Annotated in this window: 17 protein-coding genes; 13 read left to right on the forward strand and 4 right to left on the reverse strand. The window is 68.4% G+C overall.

The window, feature by feature from the left end; translation table 11 throughout:
- Positions 1 to 111: 111 nt before the first annotated feature.
- From ABL312_RS10285 to ABL312_RS10295, 3 genes are read right to left on the reverse strand one after another with little or no spacing between them, the layout of a single operon-like run.
- Positions 112 to 1566 (reverse strand): sodium:solute symporter family protein, encoded by a 1455-nt coding sequence (locus ABL312_RS10285; protein ID WP_349361298.1) that lies wholly within the window; start codon positions 1564 to 1566, stop codon positions 112 to 114.
- A 3-nt stretch (positions 1567 to 1569) separates the two neighbouring features.
- Complete coding sequence (locus ABL312_RS10290) at positions 1570 to 1770, reverse strand: hypothetical protein (RefSeq protein WP_349361299.1); 201 nt, start codon at positions 1768 to 1770, stop codon at positions 1570 to 1572.
- Positions 1771 to 1801: 31 nt separating this feature from the next.
- The gene (locus ABL312_RS10295; RefSeq protein WP_349361300.1) at positions 1802 to 2914 is read right to left on the reverse strand and encodes a class II histone deacetylase; all 1113 of its coding nucleotides are present in this window, start codon (positions 2912 to 2914) and stop codon (positions 1802 to 1804) included.
- An 82-nt stretch (positions 2915 to 2996) separates the two neighbouring features.
- On the opposite strand from ABL312_RS10295, the gene ABL312_RS10300 reads away from it, so the two are divergent.
- From ABL312_RS10300 to dprA, 7 genes are all read left to right on the forward strand, one after another.
- Positions 2997 to 3962, forward strand: coding sequence for a helix-turn-helix transcriptional regulator (locus tag ABL312_RS10300; protein WP_349361301.1), 966 nt, complete (start codon positions 2997 to 2999; stop codon positions 3960 to 3962).
- 63 nt (positions 3963 to 4025) lie between these two features.
- Positions 4026 to 4547, forward strand: a complete 522-nt coding sequence (ruvX, locus tag ABL312_RS10305) for a Holliday junction resolvase RuvX (protein ID WP_349361302.1) — start codon at positions 4026 to 4028, stop codon at positions 4545 to 4547.
- Positions 4544 to 5470 (forward strand): AEC family transporter, encoded by a 927-nt coding sequence (locus ABL312_RS10310; protein ID WP_349361303.1) that lies wholly within the window; start codon positions 4544 to 4546, stop codon positions 5468 to 5470. The genes ruvX and ABL312_RS10310 overlap by 4 nt, the downstream gene beginning before the upstream one ends.
- Positions 5471 to 5555: 85 nt before the next feature.
- On the forward strand, positions 5556 to 6521 hold the full coding sequence (locus tag ABL312_RS10315; protein WP_349361304.1) for an aspartate carbamoyltransferase catalytic subunit: 966 nt from the start codon (positions 5556 to 5558) through the stop codon (positions 6519 to 6521).
- 2 nt (positions 6522 to 6523) lie between these two features.
- Positions 6524 to 7813: a dihydroorotase gene (locus ABL312_RS10320; RefSeq protein WP_349361305.1), complete on the forward strand. Its 1290-nt coding sequence runs from the start codon at positions 6524 to 6526 to the stop codon at positions 7811 to 7813.
- A 33-nt stretch (positions 7814 to 7846) separates the two neighbouring features.
- Positions 7847 to 8518, forward strand: coding sequence for a glycerol-3-phosphate 1-O-acyltransferase PlsY (gene plsY, locus ABL312_RS10325; RefSeq protein ID WP_349361306.1), 672 nt, complete (start codon positions 7847 to 7849; stop codon positions 8516 to 8518).
- Positions 8515 to 9669, forward strand: coding sequence for a DNA-processing protein DprA (gene dprA, locus ABL312_RS10330; RefSeq protein WP_349361308.1), 1155 nt, complete (start codon positions 8515 to 8517; stop codon positions 9667 to 9669). The genes plsY and dprA overlap by 4 nt, the downstream gene beginning before the upstream one ends.
- 147 nt (positions 9670 to 9816) lie before the next feature.
- On the opposite strand, the gene ABL312_RS10335 is transcribed toward dprA, so the two are convergent.
- Entirely contained in the window at positions 9817 to 10068 is a 252-nt protein-coding gene (locus tag ABL312_RS10335) for a hypothetical protein (RefSeq protein WP_349357292.1), read from the reverse strand.
- Positions 10069 to 10314: 246 nt separating this feature from the next.
- Between ABL312_RS10335 and topA the strand changes: the two genes are divergently transcribed.
- The 6 genes from topA to ABL312_RS10365 all read left to right on the forward strand — a co-directional run bounded on the left by topA (position 10315) and on the right by ABL312_RS10365 (position 18533).
- On the forward strand, positions 10315 to 13044 hold the full coding sequence (gene topA, locus ABL312_RS10340; RefSeq protein ID WP_349357293.1) for a type I DNA topoisomerase: 2730 nt from the start codon (positions 10315 to 10317) through the stop codon (positions 13042 to 13044).
- Positions 13045 to 13130: 86 nt separating this feature from the next.
- Entirely contained in the window at positions 13131 to 15383 is a 2253-nt protein-coding gene (rnr, locus tag ABL312_RS10345) for a ribonuclease R (protein WP_349361386.1), read from the forward strand.
- Positions 15380 to 15865, forward strand: coding sequence for a DUF983 domain-containing protein (locus ABL312_RS10350; protein WP_349357294.1), 486 nt, complete (start codon positions 15380 to 15382; stop codon positions 15863 to 15865). The genes rnr and ABL312_RS10350 overlap by 4 nt, the downstream gene beginning before the upstream one ends.
- Positions 15862 to 16605, forward strand: a complete 744-nt coding sequence (locus ABL312_RS10355; protein ID WP_349357295.1) for an NUDIX hydrolase — start codon at positions 15862 to 15864, stop codon at positions 16603 to 16605. Before ABL312_RS10350 ends, ABL312_RS10355 begins: the two co-directional genes overlap by 4 nt.
- A gap of 150 nt (positions 16606 to 16755) precedes the next feature.
- Entirely contained in the window at positions 16756 to 16923 is a 168-nt protein-coding gene (gene rpmG / locus ABL312_RS10360) for a 50S ribosomal protein L33 (protein ID WP_181758869.1), read from the forward strand.
- 953 nt (positions 16924 to 17876) lie between these two features.
- Entirely contained in the window at positions 17877 to 18533 is a 657-nt protein-coding gene (locus ABL312_RS10365; protein WP_349357296.1) for a DUF2799 domain-containing protein, read from the forward strand.
- Positions 18534 to 18627 lie beyond the last annotated feature (94 nt).

The following is an 18627-nucleotide window of genomic DNA, read 5'->3' on the forward strand; positions in this document are numbered from 1 at the left end:
ATTGGGTCGGCATGGGCTGTCCGCACTCTATCGCGTTCGCGCGCCGCGACAATGCCCCCGCCGCCCTGTGGAGCACCGGCCGCCGCACGCGCGGCGGCCGTTCCGTCCGCGTCAGGCGAACAGCCCGTCGACGCGCGCCCGCTCCCGCGCACAGCGCCGGGACATCAGCGACACGCCCACCAGCACGGCGGTGTTGCAGATCACGCCGACGACGCCTGAGGTCAGGCCGCCGAGTTCCGGGATCGAGACCGGATAATAGACCTGCAGCACGCCGGCCACGACCACCCCGACGATCATGCCCGCGGCAGCGCCCGCCGCGGTCGCGCCGCGCCAGAAGATGCCGAGATACAGCGAAGGGGCGAGCTGGACGATGCCCTGATAGGCCAGGAGCGCCAGCAACAGCAGACCGCTCGTCTGATCGGCGGTCGCCAGCGCGCCGACCACGGCCAGCGCGGTGGTGACCACGATGGTCCAGCGCGCGGTGCGGGTGATGCGCTTGTCGCTCGCCCCCTTCACGTGAAAGATGTCCTGGGCGGCGTGCACGCCGGCGGCCTGCGTCAGCGCGTTGATGTTGCCGATGGTGGCGGCGAGCACGCAGATGCCGGCGAGCGACAGCACCAGCGGCCCCGCGTTGGCGGCAAGCAGGAACCAGACGTTGTCCGGCGCGGCCGCCACATCGGGCCGGGAGGCGGCGAGCATCGACGCCGTCAGCAGCAGCGCCAGGAAGCCGAACATCAGCGGCGCGGCCTTGAAGGCGGAGTTCTTGACCGTTTGCGCGCTGCGCGCGGTGAACAGCCGCACGAAGATGTCCGGCCAGCACCACGATCCCAGCGCCCCGGTGGCGACGATGGAGGCGTAGTAGTAGGGCCCGAGATCGCTGCCCGCGCCCGGCAGGGTGGCGAAGGCCGCCGGCAGCTTGTCGAAGCCGTGCCCCGTCGACAGCAGCCAGACGATGAAGCCCAGCGCCAGCACGCTGCCGACACCATAGGCGAACGTGCCCTGGATCATGTCGGAGATGACGATCCCGCGCATGCCCATCCGCACGGTCCAGATCTGGCGCACCGCGAGCACCGCGATCCCGATCCCGACCGCCATCTTCGGCGAGACGAGGCCGAAGGACAGATAGGAGAACACGAGGCCCAGCGACTGGAACCCGAGCACCAGCCACGGAAACATCGACACCACCCCGATGACGGCGGCGATCACCCGCACCGTATCGGAATTGTAGCGCGCGCCGACGAAGTCGGACTGGGTCTTCAGGTTGAGCTTGTGGCCCCAGTCGTACACCCGGTCCGCCATGTAGAACATCAGCAGCACCGCGATCAGCGAATAGGAGATGACGTAATAGCCCATCACTCCGGCCGAGGCCGACATCCCGGCGAAGGCGATGAACATGGTTCCCGGCAGCCAGGTGTTCAGAAAGGCCATGGTCTGGAACCACGACCCGAAGGAGCGACCCGCCACGGCGAACTCCGAGAAGCCGCCCTCGCCCCGGTGCGAGCGCTCCAGAACGACAACCACGCCGATGAAGAACAGGGCCACCAGCCCGTATCCCAACACGATCATCGCTCACTCCTCCCCGGCGTGGGCATCGCGCGCCCGCAGGACGAGCATGGACGCGATGAGAACGAGCCCGCTGCCGAAGAAATAGGTCAGCGCCATGGGCATGGAGCCGTGCACGAAGACATCGTGCACCGGCGGCAGAAGCATGAGCCCCAGGTTCGCGAACAGCACGCACCAGGCAAACGCGGAAATGCGCTTTTCCGTCATGATGGTTTCCTCCCTTGAAGACGAAGGCCGATCAGGCGCCGATCAGCCGGACGATTTCGGCCGAGCGCGCGATCATGTCGGCCTGATGGGGTTGCAGCTCCTGCATGCCGAAATTGGACACGACCGGCAGGAAGGGGTCCTCCACCCCGCTCGCGCGGCCGCACAGCGTTTCCAGGACCGCGATCCCGCAAAACGGCGTGTAGGCCGGCGAATAGCCGCCCTCGTGCATCACCAGCAGCTTGCCGCCGCAATGGGCGTCGGCGAGGCGCATCACCTGCCCGGTCATCTCGCGGTAGGTGCCGCTATGCGCCATGTTGCGCCCCAGCGGATCCGTCGCCCCGGCATCGAAGCCGGACAGCACGAAGATCATGTCCGGGCGGAAGGCGTCGATGGCGGGCGCGACGACCGTGTCCATGGCGTGCAGATAGGCGCCGTGGCCGGAGCCCGGTGGCAGCGGGATGTTGAGGTTGTAGCCGCGCCCCGCGCCCTCGCCGATCTCCTCCACGAAGCCCGAATCCTGCGGGTAGTTCTGATACTGGTGCATGGAGATGACGAGCGTCGACGGATCGTCGTAGAAGGCCTTCTGCGCGCCGTTGCCGTGGTGGACGTCCCAGTCGAGGATGGCGATCCGCAGGTCCCCGAATTCCTTGCGCAGGTTCATCGCCGCGAGAACGCCATTGGCGAAGATGCAGAAGCCCCGCCCGATATCGGCCTCCGCATGGTGCCCCGGCGGGCGGTTGAGCACATAGGCGTTGTCGAGCTCTCCCTTGAGGATCGCCCGGCCGGCGACCAGCGGCGCGGCCGCCGACAGCGCCGCGATCTCGTAGGATCCGGGCCCGAAGGGCGTCAGCTCGCCGGCGTTGCCGCCCCCTTCGTCGCTCATCGTCTTGATCCGCGTCAGATACTCCGGCGTGTGAAACAGCGCGAGCTGGTCGTGGGTCAGCTCCGCGAACTCCTCCAGGATGGTGAGATGCGGCTTGAGGCCGGACACCGAAATCAGCCCGTCGATGCGCCGTTTGCTGTCGGAACTCTCGCCGTGCACGATGTCGGGCTGCACAAAACCGCCGGCGGGAAGGAAAAGCGCCCCCTGCCCCGTGTTGTGCCACATGTATTTCTCGTGAAAGACATATCCCGTCCGTGTCATTCCATTCCTCCCTTTCTGGATTTGACGAGGACATGCTAGAAATCACGAGGAACAAGAAAAACGACCATGTGGACCCCTACATATGAACGGTAGCGCGCCGGCGATCGGAGATCTGGAGCACCTGAGCGGCCTGCTCCTGTCCCTGCATCGGCTGTCGCACAGCGTGGCCTTCGCGCAGTTCCAGGCGGAGGCGCTGGCGCTCCTCGCCGGCGCGCTGCCCTTCGACGCGGCCTGGTGGGGCCTGGCCTCCGGCGTCAGCGTGCACACCGAGGTGCGGCACAATCTGCCCGACAGCTATCTGGGCTCCTGGGAGCGGGTGAAACTCGCGGATCCGATCGCCGCGGCGACGACGCGCGCCCCCGGCGTCACCGTCTGCTTCAACGCCGATGCGCTGGCGCCTTACACGGAGTTGCAGGCCACCCTCGCCGGCTACGACGTCCACCACGTGCTGTGCACCAAGACCACGGAGCCGGCGCTGGAGCTCTTCGCCTTCGTCTCGCTCTACCGCACCCATGCGCCCTTCACGGAGGCCGAACGGCGCCTCAAGCAGGCCGTGACCCCGCATCTCCACGCCGCGCTGCACCAGACCTGGCGCCGGCATCTGGAAACGAGCGTGTCGAGCACGGATGCGGACGCGCGCCCCCGGGCCAGCGCGATCTGCGACGCCAGCGGGCTGATCCTCTCGGCGGAGGACCATTTCGCGCGGCTGATGAGCCTGGAATGGCCGCGCTGGCGCGGCCCCCGGCTGCCCGAGGCGGTCATGACCGCGCTGGCGCGCCGGCGCGACCTGCGCGGCCGCCGGCTGCGGCTCGACTTTCGCGAGACGGACGGGGTGACGCTGGTGCGCGCGCAGGAGCGCTCGCACCTGTCGGACCTCTCGCCGCGCGAACACGTGGTGGCCGAACTCTATGCCACCGGACGGACCTACAAGGAGATCGCCCAGGATCTCGGCGTCGCCCCGGCAACGGCGCGCCATTACATCCGCTCCGCCTTCAACAAGCTGCGCGTGCGCAACAAGGCGGAGCTGACGCGCATCTTCGTGCGCTGAGCGGAACCCGGCGCGACGCGAATCGGGATACTCACCGCCGGCCGCGCGTGCTAAAGCGGCCCGATGACGCAGCCCGCCCTCCTTCCCCTCGACGACTTCGCCGCCCGCCTGCCCGCCTATGGCCGGCTGATCGGCCTCGATCTCGGCACCAAAACCATTGGCCTCGCGCTTTGCGACGCCGCGCGCACCATCGCCAGCCCGTTGGAGACGATCCGCCGCAAGAAGTTCGGCGTGGATGCGCAGGCGCTTCTGGAGATCTGCCGCAAGCACGAGGTGCGCGGCCTGGTGCTCGGCCTGCCGCTCAACATGGACGGCTCGGAAGGCCCGCGCGTGCAGGCGACACGCGCCTTCGCGCGCAATCTCTCCGCCCTCACCGACCTGCCGATGACCGCCTGGGACGAGCGCCTGTCGACGGCCGCCGTCACCCGCACGCTGATCGAGGCGGACCGCTCGCGCGCGCGCCGGGCCGAACTCGTCGACAAGATGGCCGCCTCCTACATCCTGCAGGGCTTTCTCGACCGGCTGGCCAATCTGCCCGCTCCGGGCACGGGCCCGGCGGAGGAGGACGGGGCGCCGACGCCGTGACCAGTGTGCTTAACGCGCTTCTGCCCGTCCTGCTGGTGATCGCGGCCGGTCATGTCGTCGCCCGCATGGGGCTGATCACCGGCGAGCAATGGCGCGGCGTGGAGCGCATCGCCTATTTCGTGCTGTTTCCCGCGATCATCATCGCGACCGTCGCGCAGACGGACTTCATGGCGCTGCCGGCCTTCGAGATGAGCGTCACCCTGATGCTCTCCATCCTCGCGATGGCGGCGCTGACGCTCGCTCTCCATCCGCTGCTGACGCGCGTCTTCGGGCTCGACGGGCCGCGCTATTCCTCCGTGTTCCAGGGCGCGACGCGCTGGAACACCTTCGTCGCGCTGGCGATCGCCGACGAGATGCTCGGCGCCGACGGGCTGGCGCTGCTCGCCGTCGCCATCGTGGCGATGATCCCGCTGCTCAACATCGTCAACGTGCTGGTGCTGGCGCGTTTCGCCAGCGGCACGACGCCGGGGCCGGGCAAGATCCTGCTCGATCTGGGGCGCAATCCCTTCATCTGGTCGACCGCCGTCGGGCTGCTGCTCAACCTCTCGGGCCTGCCGCTGCCGCGCTTCGCCTGGTCGACGCTGGAGATCCTGGGCAGCGCGGCGCTGCCGATCGGCATCGTCTGCGTGGGCGCCGGCCTCGATCTCGCCGCCCTGCGCCGGCCCGGCCCGGCCTTGACCAGCTCTTTGGTGCTTAAGCTCGCCGTCATGCCCGCGCTCGGCTTCGGCTTCGCAACCCTGATGGGCGTCACCGGCCCGGCCTTCGCCGTGGTGATGATCGCCATGGCCGTGCCGAGCGCCAGCGGCTCCTATCTGCTCGCCCGGCAGATGGGGGGCGATGCCAAGCTGATGGCGGAAATCCTCACCCTGCAGACGCTGGTGGCGGCCCTGACCATGCCGCTTGCCCTGTACCTGACCTTGTAAGCCACACCCGCCGGACGGCAATCGCGGGAAAAGCGCGCGCGGACGCTTGAGCGCCCCCGGGGATCGGCCTATAGGGTGGGCTTTGATGAGCGCACAAACCTCCCCCCTCGCGGATGCCTATCCGCACCGTCACCTGCTCGGGATCGAAGGTCTCCAGCCGCACGAAATCCTCGCCCTGCTCGACCGGGCCGACGCGGCCGTCGAGGTCAGCCGGCAGGTGGAGAAGAAGAAGTCCGTTCTGCGCGGCCGCACGCAGATCAACCTCTTCTTCGAGGCCTCGACCCGCACGCAATCCTCCTTCGAGATCGCCGGCAAGCGGCTCGGCGCCGACGTCATGAACATGTCGGTGTCCTCCTCCTCGGTGAAGAAGGGCGAGACGCTGGTCGACACGGCGGCGACGCTCAACGCCATGCATCCCGACATCATCGTCGTGCGCCATCATGCCGCCGGCGCGGTGCAGCTTCTCGCGCGCAAGGTCGGCTGCTCGGTGATCAACGCCGGCGACGGCGCGCATGAGCACCCCACCCAGGCGCTGCTCGACGCGCTCACCATCCGCCGCCACAAGGGCAAGATCGCCCGGCTGACGGTGGCGATCTGCGGCGACATCCTGCATTCGCGGGTGGCGCGCTCCAACATCATCCTGCTCAACGCGCTCGGCGCGCGGGTCAAGGTCGTCGCGCCGTCGACCCTGCTGCCCGCCGGCATCGCCCAGATGGGCGTCGAGGTCTTCCACGACATGCGCGCAGGGCTTGCCGACGCCGACATCGTGATGATGCTGCGCCTGCAGCGCGAGCGCATGGCCGGCGCCTTCATTCCCTCCGTGCGCGAGTATTTCCGCTACTACGGGCTGGACGCCGACAAGCTCGCCGCCGCGAAACCGGACGCGCTCGTCATGCATCCGGGTCCGATGAACCGGGGCGTCGAGATCGATCCCGAAATCGCCGACGGGCCGCAAAGCCTGATCCGCGAGCAGGTGGAAATGGGGGTCGCCGTGCGCATGGCCGTTCTGGAGGCGCTCGCCGCCCATCTGCCGACCCGGGGAGACGCCTGACCATGACCGCCACCCCGCTTCTTCTCGCCAACGCCCGCGTGATCGATCCCGCGCGCGACCTCGATGCGCCGGGTGCGGTGCTGCTCGTGGACGGGCGCATCGCCGCGGCCGGGCCGGAGGCGCTCAACCAGGGCGCGCCGGAAGGGACCGAGATCCTCGACGTCGAGGGCGCCGTCGTCGCGCCGGGTCTGGTCGACATGGGCGTCACCGTCGGAGAGCCCGGCGCGGAACACCGCGAGACGCTGGCGAGCGCCAGCCTCGCCGCGGCCGCCGGCGGCGTCACCACCATCGTGACCGCCCCCGGGACGGACCCCGCGATCGACGATCCCGCGCTGGTGGATTTCGTGCTGCGCCGCGCCCGCGACACGGCCTGCGTGCGCGTCCACCCCATGGCCGCGCTGACCAAGGGGCTGCAGGGCACGGAGATGAGCGAGATCGGCCTCCTGAAGGAAGCCGGCGCCGTCGCCTTTTCCAACGGCAGCCGCTCGATCACCCACGCCGGCATCATGCGCCGGCTGATGACATACGCGCGCGACTTCGACGCGCTGGTGGTGCACCACACGGAAGACCCGGATCTCACCGGCGCGGGCGTGCTCAACGAAGGACTCAACGCCAGCTGGAAGGGCCTGCCGGCCGCCCCGCGCGAGGCCGAGATCATCATGCTGGAGCGCGACCTGCGCCTCGTGGCGCTGACGGGGGCGCGCTATCACGCGGCCGCCCTGTCCTGCGCCGACAGCGCCGAGGCGATCCGCGCCGCCAAGCGCGCGGGCCGCGACGTGACCGCCGCCATCTCCATCAACCATCTGACGCTCAACGAAAACGACATCGGCCCCTATCGCACCTTCTTCAAGATGGCGCCGCCGCTGCGGACCGAGGACGAACGTCAGGCGATGGTCGCGGCCTTGGCCGACGGCACGCTCGACGTGATCGTCTCCAACCACGATCCGCAGGACGTCGAGACCAAGCGCCTGCCCTTCGCCGAGGCCGCCGACGGGGCCATCGGGCTGGAAACCCTGCTCGCCGCCGGCCTGCGGCTGGTCCATTCCGGCGACATCGCGCTCTCCCGCCTGCTCGCCGCGATGACCTGCAACCCGGCCCGCCGGCTCGGGCTCGACGTCGGCACCCTGGCGCCGGGCGCGCCGGGCGACGTGGTGGTCTTCGACCCCGACCGGCCCTGGATCGTCGACAAGCAGGCGATCCGCTCGCGCGCCAAGAACACACCCTTCGAGGACGCCCGCTTCACCGGCCGCGTTCTGCATACGATTGTTGCGGGGCGCCGTCTGGCGACATAGTCTTTCCACGCAAGACACAACCGGAGGCTGCGCGTGCCGGATCCGATCAGCTGGACCCATAGCTTGCCGTATTTCCTGGCCGCGCTCGTCTTCGGCTATCTGCTGGGCTCGATTCCCTTCGGCCTCGTCATCACGCGGCTCGCCGGCCAGGGCGACATCCGCAAGATCGGCTCGGGCAACATCGGCACCACCAATGTGCTGAGAACCGGCAAGAAGCATCTCGCCGCGCTGACGCTTCTCGGCGACATGCTGAAGGGCACGGTGGCGGTGCTCATTGCCGCGCGCCTCGGCGGCCCCGACACGGCGGTGATCGCCGGTCTGGGCGCCTTCCTCGGACATCTCTTTCCCGTGTGGCTGAGGTTTCGCGGCGGCAAGGGCGTCGCCACCTATCTCGGCATCCTGCTTGGGCTCTACTGGCCGGCGGCGCTTGCCTTCGCGGGCGTCTGGATCGCGCTGGCGGTCGCCTTCCGCTTCTCCTCCCTCTCCGCCCTGGTCGCCAGCCTCGCCACGCCGGTTCTGCTCTATGCCGTCTTCGGCCGGGTGCAGATGGCGGAAATGATGGCGCTGCTGACCCTGATGCTCTGGGCCAAGCACCATGAGAACATCGCCCGCCTGATCAAGGGCACCGAGGGACGCATCGGCCAGACGGCCAGGCCCGCCGCGCCGGACGCCGACGCCCCACGCCCCCCCGAGACCGACGGATGAGCGGGGACGGCCGGGACCCGCGCAAGGGACGCGCGCTGAGCGATCCCCAGCGCCTCGCCTGGCTGCGCCTGATCCGCTCGGAAAACGTCGGACCCGTTACCTTCCGCGACCTGATCAACCATGCCGGCTCCGCCGAGGCGGCGCTCGAGATGCTGCCCGAGTTGTCGCGCCGGGGCGGCAAGCGCCGCATCCGCATCTGCTCGCGCGAGGACGCGGAAGCCGAACTTGCCGCGCTCCAGCGGATGGGCGGGCGCCTGCGCGCGCTCGGCGAGCACGGCTACCCGCCGCTGCTGCGCCATGTCGACGGAGCGCCGCCGCTGATCTCGGTGACCGGCAGCAACGAACGCCTCGCCGATCCGCAGACCATCGCGCTGGTCGGGGCGCGCAACGCCTCGCTCGCCGGGCTCAAGCTCGCCGGCGAGATCGCCCGCGATCTCGGCCGGGAGGGCTATTGCGTGGTCTCGGGGCTGGCGCGCGGGATCGATGCGGCGGCGCACAAGGCGGCGCTCGCCACCGGCACGGTGGCCGTGCTGGCCGGCGGTCTCGACGTCATCTATCCGAGCGAGAACCGGGGGCTCTACCGCGACATCATCGCCGCCGAGGGGGCCATCGTCAGCGAGATGCCGCTCGGCTGGAAACCCCGCGCCCGCGACTTCCCGCGCCGCAACCGGCTGATCTCCGGCGTCTCGCGCGCCACCGTGCTGATCGAGGCGGCGCGCGCCTCGGGCTCGCTGCACACCGCCCGCTTCGCCGCGGATCAGGGCCGCGAGGTCTTCGCCGTGCCCGGATCGCCGCTCGACCCGCGCTCGGAGGGCGGCAACCGTCTCATCCGCGACGGCGCGACGCTGGTGACGAGCGCGCGCGACATCGTCGAAAGCCTCGGCCCCCGGGACGGGCCCGACCTCGGCGCGCCGCCGGCCGAGATCGAGGAGCCGGGCCGCGAGGGGCGCACCCTGCCCCGCGAGATCGACAACAGCGACCGCGGCCGGGTGGTGTCGGCGCTGAGCGGCGCCCCGGTGGAGATCGACGAACTGATCCGCTTCACCGGCATCGACGCGCGCATCGTGCATGTCGTGCTGCTGGAACTGGAGCTGGCCGGCCGGCTCGACCGCCACCAGGGCCAGAAGGTGACACTGATCGACGGCCGCTGACGGCCACGCCCAGCGGCGCCTGCCGCGGTCCGCAACCCGGGATGCGATTGCATAAAACTTTAATACAACTTTACTGATCCTGACGCTGCTTTGGAGGGGCAACAAGTCCGGCTGGACGGGTTTACTCGCCCTTTGGTTGCATTGACGTCAAGGCTCCTCGACCCGCGCCCGGCGCTCCAGCTCGGCATGTCGGTCAAAGGCTTCCTCTCGCGCCATTTCCAACAAATAAGCAAGAAAATTCAATTCGTTGTTCGAAGCCAGATCGCGCAATTCGCGACAGATCTGGGCACAGTATCGCGCGGTCTCGGCGGCATCATCATGGGGGTTCGGTGGCATGTCGTGACCCGATAGTTGGCCGAACGGCGTTGCAATTCGGCTTATACAACCTTTGGTTTTCATTCCCCATACTACACGCTTTAAACGATTGCATGCAAGATCGTCGCGGCACACGTCTGCGTGGTGTCGGGCGGCCGGCCTCGCGCACCCGCCTTGCGCAACCGCCCCTCTTGACCGACTGACGGGGAAAGGTCATTTGACAGCGGACATGCATTTGGGGGATCGTCCGGCGCCGTTCGCCTCCGCCGAAACCGAAGGATCGCGCGCCGCCCGTGTGCGCGGCGCACCTCGCATCCATCTTGGGGTCTCATGAATATCGTCATCGTGGAATCGCCGGCCAAGGCCAAGACAATCAACAAGTACCTTGGGTCCGACTACCAGGTTCTCGCGTCCTACGGGCACGTGCGCGACCTGCCGGCGAAGGACGGATCGGTGCAGCCCGACGACGACTTCGCCATGACCTGGGACGTGGATGCCAAGTCGCAGAAGCGGCTCAACGACATCGCCCGTGCGGTGAAGGATGCCGACTGCCTCATCCTCGCAACCGACCCGGATCGCGAGGGCGAGGCGATCTCGTGGCATGTGCTGGAAGTGCTGCGCAAGAAGCGCGTGCTCAAGGACAAGCCGGTGCAGCGCGTCGTCTTCAACGCCATCACCAAGAAGGCGATCCTGGAGGCGATGGACAATCCGCGCGACATCGACGCGCCGCTGGTGGACGCCTATCTGGCACGCCGGGCGCTCGACTATCTCGTCGGTTTCACGCTTTCCCCCGTGCTGTGGCGCAAGCTGCCGGGCGCGCGCTCGGCCGGCCGCGTGCAGTCGGTCGCGCTCCGCCTCGTCTGCGACCGGGAAGCGGAGATCGAGCGCTTCGTCAGCCAGGAATACTGGTCGATCCTCGCCAATCTGACCACCTCCGGCGGCGCGCCCTTCCAGGCCCGCATCGCCGCCCATAACGGCAAGAAGCTCGGCCGCCTCGACATCGCCTCCAAGGATCAGGCGGACGAGATCGCGGCGCTGCTCAACGCGGCCGCCTTTGCCGTGCGCAGCGTGGAATCGAAGCCCCAGCGCCGCCATCCCGCCGCGCCCTTCACCACCTCCACGCTGCAGCAGGAGGCCTCGCGCAAATACGGCTTTGCCGCCGCGCGCACCATGCAGGTGGCGCAGAAGCTCTACGAGGGCGCGGATATCGGCGGCGAGACCGTCGGTCTCATCACCTATATGCGAACCGACGGCGTGCAGATCGCCGGCGAGGCCATCGCCTCCGCCCGCGACGTGATCGGCGCGCAGTATGGCGCGGAGTATGTGCCGGAAAAGCCCCGGCATTATTCCTCCAAGGCGAAGAACGCCCAGGAGGCGCACGAGGCCATCCGCCCGACCGACCTGACGCGCCATCCGCGCGACGTCGCCCGCTACCTCGATGCCGACGCCGCCCGCCTCTACGATCTGGTGTGGAAGCGCACCATCGCCTCGCAGATGGAGTCGGCCGTGCTGGAGCGCACGACCGTCGACATCGACGCCACGGCCCCCTCCGGCGCGGCTACCCTGCGCGCCACCGGCTCCGTCGTGCGCTTCGACGGCTTCTTCGCCCTCTATCAGGAGGGCAAGGACGACGAGGAGGACGAGGACGCCAGGCGCCTGCCGGCGATGAGCGAGGGCGAGGCCCTGACGCGCGTTTCGGTGGAGTCCAACCAGCATTTCACCGAGCCGCCCGCCCGCTACACCGAGGCGACGCTGGTGAAGAAGATGGAGGAGCTCGGCATCGGCCGCCCCTCCACCTATGCCTCGACGCTGCAGACCCTGCGCGACCGCGATTACGTCACCATCGACGGCAAGCGGCTGGTGCCGCAGGACAAGGGCCGTCTGGTCATCGCCTTCCTGGAAAGCTTCTTCAACCGCTACGTGGAGTATGACTTCACCGCCGCGCTGGAGGAAAAGCTCGACCGCATCTCGGCCGGCGAACTGTCCTGGAAGGACGTGCTGCGCGACTTCTGGCGCGACTTCTCCAACGCGGTGGGCGAGATCAAGGACCTGCGCGTCTCCGAGGTGCTGGAGGCGCTGAACGAGATCCTCGCCGCCCACGTCTTCCCCGACAAGGGCGACGGCAGCGATCCGCGCAAGTGCCCGGCCTGCGAGACCGGCCGCCTGTCGCTCAAGGTCAGCCGCTTCGGCGCCTTCGTCGGTTGCTCGAACTACAGCAAGGAAAAGCAGGAGGGGAAGGCGCCCAACGAGGACCCGCCCCATTGCGGCTATACCCGCCAGCTGTCCTCCAACGGACAGAACGGCGAGGCGGAGATGGCGGACGGGCCGAAGATCCTCGGCCAGGATCCCGAGACCGGCCTCGACGTCAGCCTGCGGACCGGGCGCTTCGGCCCCTATGTGCAGCTCGGCGAGGAAGCCAAGCCCAAGCGCTCGTCGCTGCCGCGCGGCTGGCAGGCGAGCGAGATGGATCTGGAGAAGGCGCTGCAATTGCTCTCGCTGCCGCGCGAGGTCGGTCCGCACCCGGAAGACGGCAAGATGATCTCCGCCGGGCTTGGCCGCTACGGCCCCTTCGTGCTGCATGACGGCACCTACGCCAATCTGGAAAGCCCGGAAGAGGTGTTTTCCGTCGGCATCAACCGCGCGGTCGACGCGCTGGCCCAGAAGCGGGCCAAGGGCGGGCGCGGACGCGCCGCCGCCAAGCCACTCAAGGAGCTCGGCGATCATCCCGACGGCGGGCCCGTCACCGTGCAGGACGGCCGCTACGGCCCTTACGTCAAATGGGCCAAGGTCAACGCCACCCTGCCGAAGGGCAGCGACCCGCAGGCCGTGACGCTCGAGGAGGCGCTGAAGCTGATCGAGGCCAAGCTGGAAAAGTCCGGCAAGGGCAAGAGCACGGCGAAGAAGACGACGGCCAAGAAGGCACCGGCGAAGAAGACCCCGGCGAAAACGGCTGCGGCCAGGAAGACGGCGACGAAGAAGACCGCGAGCGGCAAGACCGCCGCGAAGAAGACGGCGGGCAAGAGCGCGCCGGCGGCGGCCGCCGCGGACGGTGACGCTTGACCGCCAAATCGCCGAAGAAGCCGAAACGCGCCAAGGCCGGGCGCAAGAGTGCCGGCGCGGCCGAACTGCCGGGCCGCGACGAGATCATGGCCTTTGTCGCGGCCAATCCGGGCAAGGCCGGCAAGCGCGAGATCGCCCGCCATTTCGGCATCACCGGCGGCGCGCGCATCTATCTCAAGCGCCTGCTGCGCGAGATGGCCGACGACGGTCTGCTGGAAAAGCGCCAGAAGAAGCTGATCAGGGCCGGCGCGCTGCCGCCCGTTCTCGTTGCCCATGTAACGGCGCGCGACGGCGACGGCGAACTGCTCGCCGAACCCGCCAACTGGGACGCGGACGAGCAGGGCGCGGCCCCGAAGATCCTCGTGATCCCCGACCGGGGGCGCGGCCAGACGCGCGCGCCGGGGCTGGGCGACCGGCTGCTGCTGCGCCTCACCGAGGACACGCCGGGCGCCGAGGCCACCCATGCCGGGCGGATCATCAAGCTGCTGGAACGTCAGGTCTCGAGCGTGCTCGGCATCCTGCGCCAGGCGCGCGGACGCACGTATCTCGAGCCCATCGACCGGCGCCAGCACGAACTCGACATCGACCCGAGCGATCTGAAGGAGGCCGAGGACGGCGATCTCGTCTCCGTCGCCCTTCTCCCACGCCGGGGTCGCTATGGCACGGGCCGTGGCAAGATCGTCAAGCGCATCGGCGCGATGCATTCGGAGATGGCGATCTCGGAGATCGCGCTGCACACCCACGGCATTCCGCATCGCTTTCCCGAGCGCGTGATCGCCGAGGCGGCGGCGGCCGAGCCGGCGACGATGGACAACCGCGAGGACTGGCGCAGGCTGCCGCTGATCACCATCGACCCGGCCGATGCCAAGGACCACGACGACGCGGTGCATGCCGAAGCCGACACCGACCCGGACAATCCCGGCGGCCATGTGGTGACCGTGGCGATCGCGGATGTGGCCTATTACGTCCGCCCGGGCAGCGCGCTCGACCGCGAGGCGCATCTCAGGGGCAATTCGGTCTATTTCCCCGACCGGGTGATCCCCATGCTGCCGGAGGACCTGTCGAACGGCCTGTGCTCGCTGAAGGAAGGCGAGGACCGCCCGGCGATGGCCGTGCGCATGGTGTTCGACGCCAGGGGCACCAAGACGCGCCACAGCTTCCACCGGATCATGATGCGCTCGGCCGTCAAGCTCTCCTACCAGCAGGCGCAAGGCGCGATCGACGGCACGCCGGACCTCGTCGCCGACGCGGTGCGCGACGACATCCTCAAGCCGCTGTGGGCCGCCTACGCCAGCCTGAAGAAAGGCCGCGACGCCCGCGAGCCGCTCGATCTCGACCTGCCGGAACGCAAGATCCGGCTGAAGGAGGACGGCACGGTCGACAGCGTGCATGTGCCCGAACGCCTCGACGCGCACAAGCTGATCGAGGAGTTCATGATCCAGGCGAATGTGGCGGCGGCCGAAACGCTGGAGAAGGCCGGCGTTCCCCTGCTCTACCGCATCCACGATGCCTCGAGCCCGGAAAAACTCGAGGCGCTTAAGGAGTTCCTCTCCACGCTCGGCATTCGCCTCGCCGCTTCGGGCGGCCTGCGACCGGCGGCCTTCAACACCATCCTGAAGAAGGTGGCGGGCGAGCCGGATGCGGAACTGGTCAACCAGGTGATCCTGCGCAGCCAGGCGCAGGCGGAATATTCGCCGGACAACATCGGCCACTTCGGTCTCAACCTGCGCCGCTACGCGCATTTCACCTCGCCGATCCGCCGCTATGCCGATCTCATCGTCCATCGCGGGCTGATCCGCGCGCTGAAGCTCGGTGACGACGGGCTGCCGGACGGCATGGAAACGAAGCTCGAGGTGATCGGCGCGGATGTCTCGGCGGCCGAGCGCCGGGCGATGCTCGCCGAGCGGGAAACCGTCGACCGGCTGATCGCGCTGTGGCTGGCCGATCAGGTCGGGGCGCGCTTCGCGGGTCGCATCTCCGGCGTCGTCAAGTCGGGGCTCTTCGTGCGCCTCGACGACACCGGCGCGGACGGCTTCGTGCCGGCCTCCACCATCGGCGACGATTACTACCACTATGACGAATCGTCGCATTCGATGTCCGGGCGAACCACCGGAGAAACCTTTTCTTTGGGCGATCGCGTCGAGGTGCGCCTGGTCGAGGCCGCACCCTATGCCGGATCGCTGCGGTTTGAACTTTTGAGCGAAGGCCACTATCACAAGAGAAAGAGCGCCCGCGATCGAACGGCGGCGCGCCAGCACAAGGACCGCGCACGCACCACGCAAAGGTCCGGCGGCCCGGACCGGCACAAGAGCCGGCAATCGAAGAGGCGACGCACATGACAGTGACCTATGCCGGGACCCTTGCCGGCGCGGGCGAGACGCCCGCCGTTCCCGCCGAAAAGCCCCGGCGCGACGTGCCCCGGGCCATGTGGCTGGGCGCCCGGGGCAAGTGCCCCAGCTGCGGCGAGGGCGCGCTCTACGGCAAGTATCTCAAGGTGGAACCGGTGTGCGCCAGCTGCGGCGAGGAGCTGCACCACCATCGCGCCGACGACGCCCCGCCCTATTTCACCATCTTCATCGTCGGGCATGTGATCCTGCCGATCGCGCTGGCGGTCGAGCTGGCGTTCATGCCGTCCATGTGGATCCACGTCGCCCTCTGGCTGCCGCTGATCGTCGGCTCGACGCTGCTGTCGCTGCCGCCCATCAAGGGCGCGCTGATCGGCCTTCAGTGGGCCAACTACATGCACGGCTTCGACCCCAACGCCATCGGCGACGACGAGCCGGCCTACGAGTTCGGCGGCGAGACCCGGCAGCAACGATGAGCGAGAATCTCGTGCGCCGCCTCTCGGCGGCCGAGCGGCACATGGACCTGCCCAACCTGCGGCCAAAGGATGCCGCGACGCTGCTGGTGCTCGACCGCAGCGGCGCCGGCGAACCGCGCGTGCTGATGGGCCGCCGGCACGAGCGTCACAGGTTCATGCCGAACATGTTCGTCTTTCCCGGCGGGCGCGTCGATCCGGCCGACAGCCACGTTCCGGTGACCGGAGACTATCATCCCGAGGTCGCGCGCAAGCTGCAGCACGCGATGAAGGGTCCGAAGACGGCCGCGCGCGCCCGCGCCTTCACCGTGGCCGCCGTGCGCGAGACCTACGAGGAAGCCGGCGTCCTGATCGGCGCGAAGAGCGACACGCCCTGGGAGGGCAAGGGCGACATGGCCGCCTTCTCGCAGCGCCATCTGATGCCGGATCTTGCGCCGGTGCGCCTGATCGCGCGCGCGATCACCCCGCCCCGCCGGCCGCGCCGATTCGACACGCGGTTCCTCGCCGTCTTCGCCGATGCGATCGCCGACAGCCTGCCGGAAGGCACCGGCCCTTCGGGCGAGCTCAGCGAGGTGCAGTGGCTGCCGCTCGACGCCGCCAAGCAACTCGAGCTGCCGACCATCACGCTGACGATCATCGAGGAGCTGCAGGCCCGCCTCGCCGAGGATCCCGATCTCGATCCGGCGACGCCCACGCCCTACTACTACTGGCGCGGCAAGGGCTTCGTGCGCGAGGAGGTGTGAGGCACAGCCCGACGGCGCTTGGCGCTTGACTTTGACCGCGCGAAACGTATGGTGCGCGCTCAGTTTCCCAAGATATCCCGGTGGAGCGTCTTCTCCGATTAGGCGGAGCCCGCGACGTACGGCCGGACACCCAGTGCAAGGACAAAGACGATGGCCAAGGCGACCACCATCAAGATCAAGCTGCAGTCGACGGCCGATACCGGCTTTTTCTACGTGACGAAGAAGAACTCCCGCACCATGACCGAGAAGATGGTCAAGCGGAAGTACGACCCGGTCGCCAAGAAGCACGTCGAGTTCCGCGAAGCGAAGATCAAGTAATCTTCGCCGCGTCCAACGGACGATTGCGCAAGGGCCTCCCTTGAAGGCCCCTCCAGAAAGGCCCCCACGCGGGGCCTTTTTGCGTTTCGGAGTCATTTCGCCCCGCGCAGGACCATCTCGCGGGCGAGCGACCGTGCGGCGCTTCGGCAGCGCAGGGTCCGGCGACACGATTTCGCGCTTAACATCGATGAGGAAAGAACGGCAACCCGCCGGCGGGGATGATGGGAGAGCTTCGCAGCCTGCGCCGGGGGCGAAACGGGCGCGCCTGCGTCGCCGCAAGGCGACCGGCGTCCCGGCAGGCCACTTGAGGAGGCCACTCCAACCTGCCGGGACACCGGTCTCCCACGGTGTCAGGAGATGCGGCGGACCTAACCTCCCGTGGGTTGCAACGCGAACCGGACCGCAAGCGCCCCGGTGGCGCAGGTCCGTCGAAGACGTCCGCGATGCGGCCAGCGGATCCGTTCGACGAACGCATTGGCAGACTAGCCGAACATCGGGCCGAATCAATCCGAATCGCCAACTCCTTAAGCCTTTATTTACATTTTATGTAAACAGGGACGGTAAACGCTGCCCCTCCCCGCCTCTCCCTGTCCCGCGCATGCGCCCGCGCAGGCCGCGGCGACAGCACATGCCCGCTCCACTCGCGACCCGCCACTCTATGGTTGCATCCCTGCCAGAAATGCGCAGGATATACGACCATAGATAGCAATCAAGGTGCAGTTCCGACGCGGCCAGCCTGCTTTTCCCGGGGTGCGATCCGCAGTCCTGCCGAGCGGGCGGACAATGTCGAGGGCTATTGCTGGAGGAGCGTTTTCAATCGGGCTGGCACGGCGGTTTCCGATCGGGACCCGCCTTTTCTCGACCGGCGCGGGGTTTCAACCGACGTGGCGACCAGGCAGCGCGCCTCCGTTGGCGCGGCGTTTCCGCCCGTCTCGCATTTCAGGATTTGACCCATGAAAACAGTGATTGCCGCCGGCGCGGCCCTTGGTCTTGCCGTGTTCCTGTCGGGCTGCGCCACCGTCTCGAAGGCCCAATGCGAGGCCGGTCAGTGGGAAGTGATGGGGATCAACACCGCTCTTGCGGGTAAGGGGCCGGACCGTTTCTACAAGATCCAGGAGGATTGCGGCCGCCACGGGATCGCGGCTGACGAAATCCTCTTCGTGAAGGGCTGGGAAGGCGGACGGCGCACCTATTGCTCGCCGCAGACCGGGTTCCGGGACGGGCAGCGGGGATCCAGGCCCGGCTTCGGATGCCCGGAGGATCTCGCGGACGACTATCGCGATGCCTACGGCCTGGGCACGCGGATCCGGCGCGTCGAAGAACCCTTGCGCTCGGCCGAACGCAGTCTGGAATGGCGCGAAAGCCGCATCGATCAGTACAACGACGAGCTCGACCGGCTCGATTGCAGCCAGGGCTCGGAGGACGAGCGCCTGTTCTGCCGCGCCAAACGCGACAGGCTGCGCGAGGACCTGAAAACCGCACGATTCGGGCTCGACTCGCTGCGCTACGACATCCGCGAAAAACGCCGCGTCTACGAGGCCACGCTCGCCGACACGATGCGCGCGGTCGAACGCCGCTTCCCCGGCGAAACCTCTCGCCCCTCGCCCTGAGGGCGGGCCGCCCTCGACGCCCGCCAGGCCGGCGGTGGGGCCAGTGGGAAGCCGGGCGCGGGTCCCGGCCGGCCGGGTCATGCGTTTATAGAAA

The organism is Stappia sp., from assembly GCF_040110915.1.
GTDB lineage: Bacteria > Pseudomonadota > Alphaproteobacteria > Rhizobiales > Stappiaceae > Stappia.

Coding starts and splice junctions, on each gene's coding strand:
- dprA (WP_349361308.1), top strand. CDS start 8,515: ATGAGCGGGGACGGCCGGGACCCGCGCAAGGGACGCGCGCTGAGCGAT.
- ruvX (WP_349361302.1), top strand. CDS start 4,026: ATGACGCAGCCCGCCCTCCTTCCCCTCGACGACTTCGCCGCCCGCCTG.
- ABL312_RS10285 (WP_349361298.1), bottom strand. CDS start 1,566: ATGATCGTGTTGGGATACGGGCTGGTGGCCCTGTTCTTCATCGGCGTG.
- ABL312_RS10315 (WP_349361304.1), top strand. CDS start 5,556: ATGAGCGCACAAACCTCCCCCCTCGCGGATGCCTATCCGCACCGTCAC.
- rnr (WP_349361386.1), top strand. CDS start 13,131: ATGGCCTTTGTCGCGGCCAATCCGGGCAAGGCCGGCAAGCGCGAGATC.
- ABL312_RS10350 (WP_349357294.1), top strand. CDS start 15,380: ATGACAGTGACCTATGCCGGGACCCTTGCCGGCGCGGGCGAGACGCCC.
- ABL312_RS10300 (WP_349361301.1), top strand. CDS start 2,997: ATGAACGGTAGCGCGCCGGCGATCGGAGATCTGGAGCACCTGAGCGGC.
- rpmG (WP_181758869.1), top strand. CDS start 16,756: ATGGCCAAGGCGACCACCATCAAGATCAAGCTGCAGTCGACGGCCGAT.
- ABL312_RS10295 (WP_349361300.1), bottom strand. CDS start 2,914: ATGACACGGACGGGATATGTCTTTCACGAGAAATACATGTGGCACAAC.
- ABL312_RS10290 (WP_349361299.1), bottom strand. CDS start 1,770: ATGACGGAAAAGCGCATTTCCGCGTTTGCCTGGTGCGTGCTGTTCGCG.
- ABL312_RS10320 (WP_349361305.1), top strand. CDS start 6,524: ATGACCGCCACCCCGCTTCTTCTCGCCAACGCCCGCGTGATCGATCCC.
- ABL312_RS10355 (WP_349357295.1), top strand. CDS start 15,862: ATGAGCGAGAATCTCGTGCGCCGCCTCTCGGCGGCCGAGCGGCACATG.
- topA (WP_349357293.1), top strand. CDS start 10,315: ATGAATATCGTCATCGTGGAATCGCCGGCCAAGGCCAAGACAATCAAC.
- ABL312_RS10335 (WP_349357292.1), bottom strand. CDS start 10,068: ATGAAAACCAAAGGTTGTATAAGCCGAATTGCAACGCCGTTCGGCCAA.
- ABL312_RS10365 (WP_349357296.1), top strand. CDS start 17,877: ATGAAAACAGTGATTGCCGCCGGCGCGGCCCTTGGTCTTGCCGTGTTC.